This window comes from Streptomyces sp. BR123 (assembly GCF_013401435.1).
Classification (GTDB): domain Bacteria; phylum Actinomycetota; class Actinomycetes; order Streptomycetales; family Streptomycetaceae; genus Streptomyces.
This window is the reverse complement of sequence record NZ_JACBGN010000336.1, coordinates 1-7205: the sequence shown is the minus strand read 5'-3', so window position 1 is coordinate 7205 and position 7205 is coordinate 1. Positions and strand designations below refer to the sequence as shown.

Here is a 7205-nt window from a genome sequence, read left to right as displayed (position 1 = left end):
GTTCCTCCACCGGCCGGTCCACATCCGCCAACACCACCCCGTCGGCCTCCACCCGCAGCCGGTGGCCGCCGCCCGTCCCGCCCCGCGCGGGCGCCGGCGGCGGCCCGACCAGGATGCGCACCAGCGAGCGGTACGCGCTGCGCACGGAGGGCCCCGCCGGCCGCGGCACGGACGGCCGAACGGGTGGAATCCTCAAGCCCCCCAGGACCACCCCGTCGCTGTCGTCCACCAGCAGGTCCCGCATGCCGACGACCCCGTCCAGGACCGTCCGCGCCGCGGACACCGCCGACAGCGGAACCCCCAACGTCCTCACCAGCCCCAGGGACCCCGCCTGCCCCACCGGAATGACGGACACGGCGCCGGCCGCGCCCTCGCCGAGCGCGCGCTCCCGGTGCAGCAGCCCCACGGCCCGCACCAGCGCGCGGTCGTCACCCACGATCACGGGCCGCCGATGGCCCCGACGGGCGAGGGCCCGCGCGAACTCCTCCGGTGAATCCGGGAGGCAGACCTTCGCCGCCGCTCCCGCCGACAGGACATCCCTCGCGATTCGCACGGACTCGCCGTCGAGACGGCGGGCGACCGGGTCGACGAGCACGAGCAGGCCGCCGACCGGCGCGCCCGCAGGGCTCATGGTGGGCTCCGGAGCCGACACCTCGGTCCTTCCTCGGGTAGCATCTTTGTGCAAGAGGCCCTTGCGCTATTGCGCCAGGGCCTTCGTCTATTCCGGGGTACCGGTCCGACGGCCCAGCCTGCGGTGTACATCGTCGTACGCCCCCTGGCCTTGGACATGCCCCATCCGGAAGAGGTGTACGCCTGTGCCCGCTCTTGTGCTGCTCGGAGCTCAGTGGGGTGACGAGGGCAAGGGAAAGGCCACCGACCTGCTCGGTGGATCCGTTGACTACGTGGTGCGCTACCAGGGCGGCAACAACGCCGGCCACACGGTCGTCGTAGGCGACCAGAAGTACGCGCTGCACCTTCTCCCCTCCGGCATCCTCTCCCCCGGATGCACCCCGGTCATCGGCAACGGCGTCGTCGTCGACCCGTCCGTACTCCTCTCCGAGCTGCGCGGACTGAACGAGCGCGGCATCGACACGTCCAAGCTCCTGATCAGCGGAAACGCCCACCTGATCACGCCGTACAACGTCACCCTCGACAAGGTCGGCGAGCGCTTCCTCGGCAAGCGCAAGATCGGCACCACCGGCCGCGGCATCGGCCCGACCTACGCGGACAAGATCAACCGTGTCGGCATCCGCGTCCAGGACCTGTACGACGAGTCGATCCTCACGCAGAAGGTCGAGGCGGCGCTGGAGAACAAGAACCAGCTGCTCGCCAAGCTGTACAACCGCCGCGCGATCGACGCCGCCGCGATCGTGGAGGAGATGCTCCAGTACGCGGACCAGATCAAGCCGTACGTCGCCGACACCACGCTGATCCTGAACAACGCGCTCGACGAGAACAAGGTCGTGCTGTTCGAGGGCGGCCAGGGCACCCTGCTCGACGTCGACCACGGCACGTACCCGTTCGTGACCTCGTCGAACCCGACCGCGGGCGGCGCGTGCACCGGTACGGGCGTCGGCCCGACCAAGATCAGCCGGGTCATCGGCATCCTGAAGGCGTACACCACCCGCGTCGGCGCCGGCCCGTTCCCGACGGAGCTCTTCGACCAGGACGGCGAGGACCTGCGCCGCATCGGCGGCGAGCGCGGCGTGACCACCGGCCGCGACCGCCGCTGCGGCTGGTTCGACGCCCCGATCGCCCGCTACGCGACCCGTGTGAACGGCCTGACGGACTTCTTCCTCACCAAGCTCGACGTGCTGACCGGCTGGGAGCAGATCCCGGTCTGCGTCGCGTACGAGATCGACGGCAAGCGCGTCGAGGAGCTGCCGTACTCGCAGACCGACTTCCACCACGCGAAGCCGATCTACGAGAACCTGCCGGGCTGGTCCGAGGACATCACGAAGGCCAAGACCTTCTCGGACCTGCCGAAGAACGCGCAGGCGTACGTGAAGGCACTGGAGGAGATGTCGGGCGCCCCGATCTCCGCGATCGGCGTCGGCCCGGGCCGCACCGAGACGATCGAGATCAACTCGTTCCTGTAAGGACGGTCCGCCACCCGTCCGGAAGGGGGCGGTGCGCCGAACGGCGCGCCGCCCCCTTCCGCGTACCCGCCGGCGGACCGCCCGGCCGGACCGCCCGGCCAGACCGCCCGGTCAAACCGCCCGGTCAAACCGCCCGCAGCAGGATGTCGATGCCCGCCTTGATCCGGTCCACCGGCACCTCCCGGTCCACCGTCAGGTGCTCGAACAGGCTCGGCACGAACGGGGCGAGCAGCAGGTGGGCCAGGACCGGCGCGTCCGCCCCCGGCCGGGTCTGGCGGAGCAGCATGGCCACGTGCGTGTGCATGGTCAGGTAGGCGCCGCTGCGGTAGCGCGCACCCGGCGACGCGGCCTCGGCGGCGCGCATCACCGCCGGGCAGCCGGCCAGCCGTTCGGCCAGCGCGGACAGGAACGCCCGCAGCCGCTCCTCGGGCGGGGCCTCGGGCCCCAGCGGCGGGGGGCCGCTGAGGAATGCCTCCTGGAAGCGCCGCTCGTCGTCGTCGAGCAGGGCGAGCAGCAGTTGGCCGACGTCCCCGAAGCGCCGGTAGACCGTGCCGACCCCCATTCCCGCGGCGTGCGCGACGGCGTTCATGGTGACGGCGTCCGGCCCCTGCTCGGCGATCAGGCGCGCGGCCGCGTCCAGGATCTTCCGCCGGTTGCGGGCGGCGTCCGCGCGCTCCGGCGGGGCCTGGCCCGAGACGGGGAGTTCGATGCGGCTGCGGCTCATACCCCGAGGCTACCGGATGCCACTTGCCAAACGGATGGGTATCCGTTTAACTCTGAACCACCGAACGAACCGGATTTTGATCCACTTAGGCAGGGACTCCGTCATGAGCGCCAAGGTCGCCGTCATCTACTACTCCTCCACCGGGAACGTCCACGCGCTCGCGAAGGCGGTCGCCGAAGGCGCCGAGAAGGCCGGGGCCGAGGTGCGGCTCCGCCGGGTGCCCGAGCTCGCCCCCGACGCCGCCATCGACTCCAACCCGGCCTGGCGCCGGCACGTCGAGGACACCCAGGACGTCGAGGTCGCCACCCTGGACGACCTCGCATGGGCCAACGCCTACGCCATCGGCTCGCCGACCCGGTACGGCAACATCTCGGGCCAGCTGAAGCAGTTCCTCGACACCACGGGCGGCCTCTGGCAGCAGGGCGTCCTCGCCGACAAGCCGGCCACCGGCTTCACCAGCGCCCACAACGCCCACGGCGGCAACGAGTCCACGCTGCTCGCCCTCTACAACACGTTCCACCACTGGGGCTCGATCATCGTCGCGCCCGGCTTCACCGACCCGGCCGTCTTCGAGGCCGGCGGCAACCCGTACGGCACCTCGCACCCGGCGAGCAGCGGCGAGGTGAGCGAGGCGACCCTGACGGCCGCCCGCTACCAGGGCGGACGCCTCGCGACGATCGCGGCGCGCCTGGCGGGCTGAGCCCCTCGGATCGAACCCCCGGCCGGAGTGCCCTCGGCCCGGCCGGGGGTTTGATCCGAGGGCAGCGCGTCCTCGGGCAGCACGTCCTCGGGCAGCGCGTCGTGGACGAGCGCGACCGCCTCGGCACGCCGGCTGCTTCCTGCAGTCGGCTGCCGACGGTCGGCCCTCGCAGCGGCCGTCCCCCGGCGCCCGGACCGATGGCGGGCCGGTGCAGCCGGACGGGGCGGCGGCGCTACCAGGCGAGCTGGGAGATCTCCTCGGCGACCACAGCGCAGGCGTCGGCCGCCGGGTCGATCAGCGGGAAGTGGCCGATGCCGTCGAGCAGGGTGAGGCCGACCGTCTCCCCCGCCCTCGCCGCCGCGGCCACGTACGACTCGGCGACCTCCGCCGGGACGACGATGTCCTCCCGGCCCTGCACCACGGTCGTGGCGATCCCGGTCGGCAGGAGCGCCGCCGGGTCCGCGTACGGGAGCCGCTCCGCCCAGTGCGCCTCCCCTCCCAGCAGCTGCGCCGACGCGCCGCCGCAGACGAAGAGCTTCTCCGCCACCTCGAAGTCCGCGATGGGGGCCAGCGCCACCACACCGCGCAGCACCGGCGGGGCCGGCAGCCGCCAGCCCGCCGGGGCGCCGGCCGGCAGGACGTGCCGGGCGGCGGCCCACAGCGCGAGGTGGCCGCCGGCGGAATGGCCGGTGAGGACCGTACGGCGCAGGTCGGCCTGCGGAAGGTGGACGGCGGCCAGCCCGGGCAGGGCGTCCATCGCCGCGGCCACGTCGTCGAAGGTCTCCGGCCAGCGGCCGGCGACCGGCCCGTCGGCGTTCTGGTGCGGCAGCGAACTCCCGCGCCGGTACTCCACGCTGGCCACTGCGAAACCGCGGCGCGCCAGGAAATCAGCCAGCGGTGACACGTGCTCCCGGTCGTACGGGGCCCGCCATGCGCCGCCGTGCAGCAGCACGACGAGGGGCGCGGAACCGGCCGCACCCTCACCCTCACCTGCGCCCGCGCCGCCGCCGGCGGTGCGCGGGGCGTAGAAGTCGACGAGGTGGTCCGGGTGGTCCCCGTACGCGGCCGACGCGTCCGGGGCGACCGGCGGGTGGGCGAAGGCCGAGGCGGCCTCGGCGGCGTCCCGTTCGACAGCGGGGTCCGTCATCGGCTCAACCTCTCGGTAACGCGTGGGACTGGTGTTCCGGCCACCGGAGTTCCACGGCCCGGCAGCCCCGGTCCGCCGCGGCGGTTCCGGGCTCCGGGTCCTTCGATCCGGCAGAGCCGGACCGTATCAGGCCGGAACAAGACTGTCCCCGGAGGTCTTTCTCACGTACCCCGGCGCGCATGGAAACGGACCGCGGCGGGCAGGGATCACCGCCCCGCCCGCCCCGTGCCGTGACGTTTCGCTCCCGGGTCGGCCGGACGTCACCCGAAGATGTGACCCAGCGTCCGGGCCGCGCGCTCCGCGTCCGCGAAGCCCACGTACAGCGGGGTGAACCCGAACCGCAGGACGTCCGGGGCCCGGAAGTCGCCGATCACCCCGCGGGAGATCAGCTCGTCCATCACCGCGCGGGCGTTCTCCGTGCGCAGCGACACCTGGCTGCCGCGCTCCTCGTGGGGCAGCGGCGTCACCGGCTCGACCTTCCCTGCCGGGACGTACGCGGCCACGCACTCCAGGAAGAAGTCGGTCAGCGCCAGGGACTTGGCGCGCACGGCCGCCACGTCCACCCCGTCCCAGGCGTCGAGCGCCGCCTCCAGGGCCAGCATCGACAGGATGTCCGGGGTGCCGACCCTGCCGCGGACCGCGCCCGCGGCAGGGGCGTAGTCCGGGGTCATCGCGAAGGGCTCCGCGTGGCCGTTCCAGCCGGGCAGCGGGGAGTCGAAGGCGGCCTGGTGGCGTTCGGCGATGTAGAGGTACGCCGGCGAACCGGGGCCGCCGTTGAGGTACTTGTACGTGCAGCCCACCGCGAGGTCGACGCCGTGCTCGTCGAGGCCGACCGGCAGGGCGCCGGCCGAGTGGCACAGGTCCCAGACGATGACCGCGCCCGCGGCGTGCGCCGCCCGGGTGAGGCCGGGCAGGTCGTGGAGCCGGCCGCCGCGGTAGTCGACGTGGTTGAGCAGGACGACGGCCGTGCCCTGCCCCCGCTCGCGCAGCACCGCGGCCGCGTCGGAGGGGTCCACCGGGACGACGGTCAGGCCGGTGAGCCGGGCCGCCGACTCGGCGATGTAGCCGTCGGTGGGGAACGTGGTCGCGTCGACGAGCAGCTCGGTACGGCCGGGCTCCGCCAGGCGGGCTGCACCGACCAGCGCCTTGAACAGGTTGACGCTGGTGGAGTCGCCGACGACGACCTGGCCGGGAGCCGCGCCGACGAGCGGGGCGATCCGGTCGCCGATCCGCTCGGGGGCGGTCCACCAGGTGCCGCTGCTCCAGGAGCGGATCAGCTCGGTGCCCCACTCGTGCGCGACCACCTCGGCCACGCGGGCGGCGACGCCCGCGGGGAGCGCGCCGAGCGAGTTGCCGTCGAGGTAGACGACGCCCTCGGGGAGGGTGAAGCGCTCGCGGAGCTTGCCCAGCCCGTCGGCGGCGTCGAGCATGGCGGCGCGCGCCGCCAGGTCCGGGGCGGCGGCGGTCGCGGTGGTGGTGGTCGCGGTGGTGGTGGCGGTGGCGGTTCCGGTGGTGGTGTCGAGGGCGTCAGACATGGCTGCGCGCCGTCCACAGCTCGGGGAACACGTTCTTCGCGGCGCGCTTCTCCAGCCAGGTCACCCCGGCGGAGCCGCCCGTGCCGGTCTTCGCGCCCATCGCGCGGCGGGTGGCGACGAGGTGGTCGTTGCGCCAGCGCCAGACGAGCTCCGCCACGTCCGTGAGGGCCTCACCGAGCCGGTGCAGGTCCGGGTGCAGGTCGGGGTCCTCGTACAGGGTGGTCCAGACCGCCTCGACCTCGGCCGAGGCCTCGTAGCGCTGCGCGAGGTCCCGGTCGAGGACGGGCTGCGGGACGGGCAGGCCGCGGCGGGCGAGCAGGCGCAGCACCTCGTCGTAGAGGCTGGGCTCGTGCAGGGCCTTCTCCAGCTCCGCGTGGACGCGCGGGGCGCCGCGGTGCGGGACGAGCATGGAGGCCGACTTCTCGCCGAGCAGGAACTCCATCCGGCGGTACATCGCCGACTGGAAGCCGGAGCCCTCGCCGAGGGCGGCGCGGTACGAGTTGAACTGGCCGGGGGTGAGCTGGGCGAGCGGGCGCCAGGAGGCGTTGAGGGCCTCCAGCTCGCGGAGGGATCGTTTCAGCGCATCCATCGCCACGGGGACCCGGTCCTCGCGGAGGGCCTTCGCGGCCGTCTCCCACTCGTGGACGATGACCGTGAACCACAGCTCCATGACCTGGGTGGTCACCAGGAAGACCATCTCGCCGGGATCGTCCGAACGAGGGTGCTGGAGGTGCGTGAGGACGTCCGCCTGGACGTAGTCCTCGTACGGGGTCGTGCCGGCGAAGTCGAGGTTCGGGGTGTCCGAACCGGCTCCGGAGGCATCAAGGGTGTTCGACATCGCTGTCTCCTCGACACGTGCTTCCGGGTAGCGGTCCGCTCCTTCCGATTGGGTGTGTGGAGCCCCGGTCCCCTGCCCGCATCATAGGACCGCTTCCCGGCCGCCTTCCAATGGCCAGTGATCGGCGTCACAGACACGTTTCGGACACAGGGGCGGGAGGGG

General features: G+C 73.1%; 7 protein-coding genes. 2 read left to right on the top strand and 5 right to left on the bottom strand.

Going from position 1 to position 7205, the window contains the following annotated elements:
* Window positions 1-631 (bottom strand): diacylglycerol kinase (locus HYE82_RS31865; RefSeq protein WP_256987949.1); only part of this gene is annotated, 631 nt, incomplete at its 3' end.
* Window positions 632-815: 184 nt separating this feature from the next.
* On the opposite strand from HYE82_RS31865, the gene HYE82_RS31860 reads away from it, so the two are divergent.
* Window positions 816-2099, top strand: a complete 1284-nt coding sequence (locus HYE82_RS31860; RefSeq protein WP_179177682.1) for an adenylosuccinate synthase — start codon at window positions 816-818, stop codon at window positions 2097-2099.
* Between the two features lie 124 nt (window positions 2100-2223).
* Here HYE82_RS31860 and HYE82_RS31855 read toward each other — a convergent pair whose 3' ends face one another.
* Entirely contained in the window at window positions 2224-2823 is a 600-nt protein-coding gene (locus HYE82_RS31855; protein WP_179177681.1) for a TetR/AcrR family transcriptional regulator, read from the bottom strand.
* 103 nt (window positions 2824-2926) lie between these two features.
* On the opposite strand from HYE82_RS31855, the gene wrbA reads away from it, so the two are divergent.
* Complete coding sequence (gene wrbA / locus HYE82_RS31850; protein ID WP_179177680.1) at window positions 2927-3523, top strand: NAD(P)H:quinone oxidoreductase; 597 nt, start codon at window positions 2927-2929, stop codon at window positions 3521-3523.
* Between the two features lie 232 nt (window positions 3524-3755).
* Here the strand turns inward: wrbA and HYE82_RS31845 are convergent, their stop codons facing one another.
* The 3 genes from HYE82_RS31845 to HYE82_RS31835 all read right to left on the bottom strand — a co-directional run bounded on the left by HYE82_RS31845 (window position 3756) and on the right by HYE82_RS31835 (window position 7043).
* Window positions 3756-4670, bottom strand: coding sequence for a S9 family peptidase (locus HYE82_RS31845; RefSeq protein ID WP_179177679.1), 915 nt, complete (start codon window positions 4668-4670; stop codon window positions 3756-3758).
* A 260-nt stretch (window positions 4671-4930) separates the two neighbouring features.
* On the bottom strand, window positions 4931-6100 hold the full coding sequence (kynU, locus tag HYE82_RS31840; RefSeq protein ID WP_256987950.1) for a kynureninase: 1170 nt from the start codon (window positions 6098-6100) through the stop codon (window positions 4931-4933).
* A 97-nt stretch (window positions 6101-6197) separates the two neighbouring features.
* Window positions 6198-7043, bottom strand: coding sequence for a tryptophan 2,3-dioxygenase (locus HYE82_RS31835; RefSeq protein WP_179177677.1), 846 nt, complete (start codon window positions 7041-7043; stop codon window positions 6198-6200).
* Between the last annotated feature and the right edge of the window lie 162 nt (window positions 7044-7205).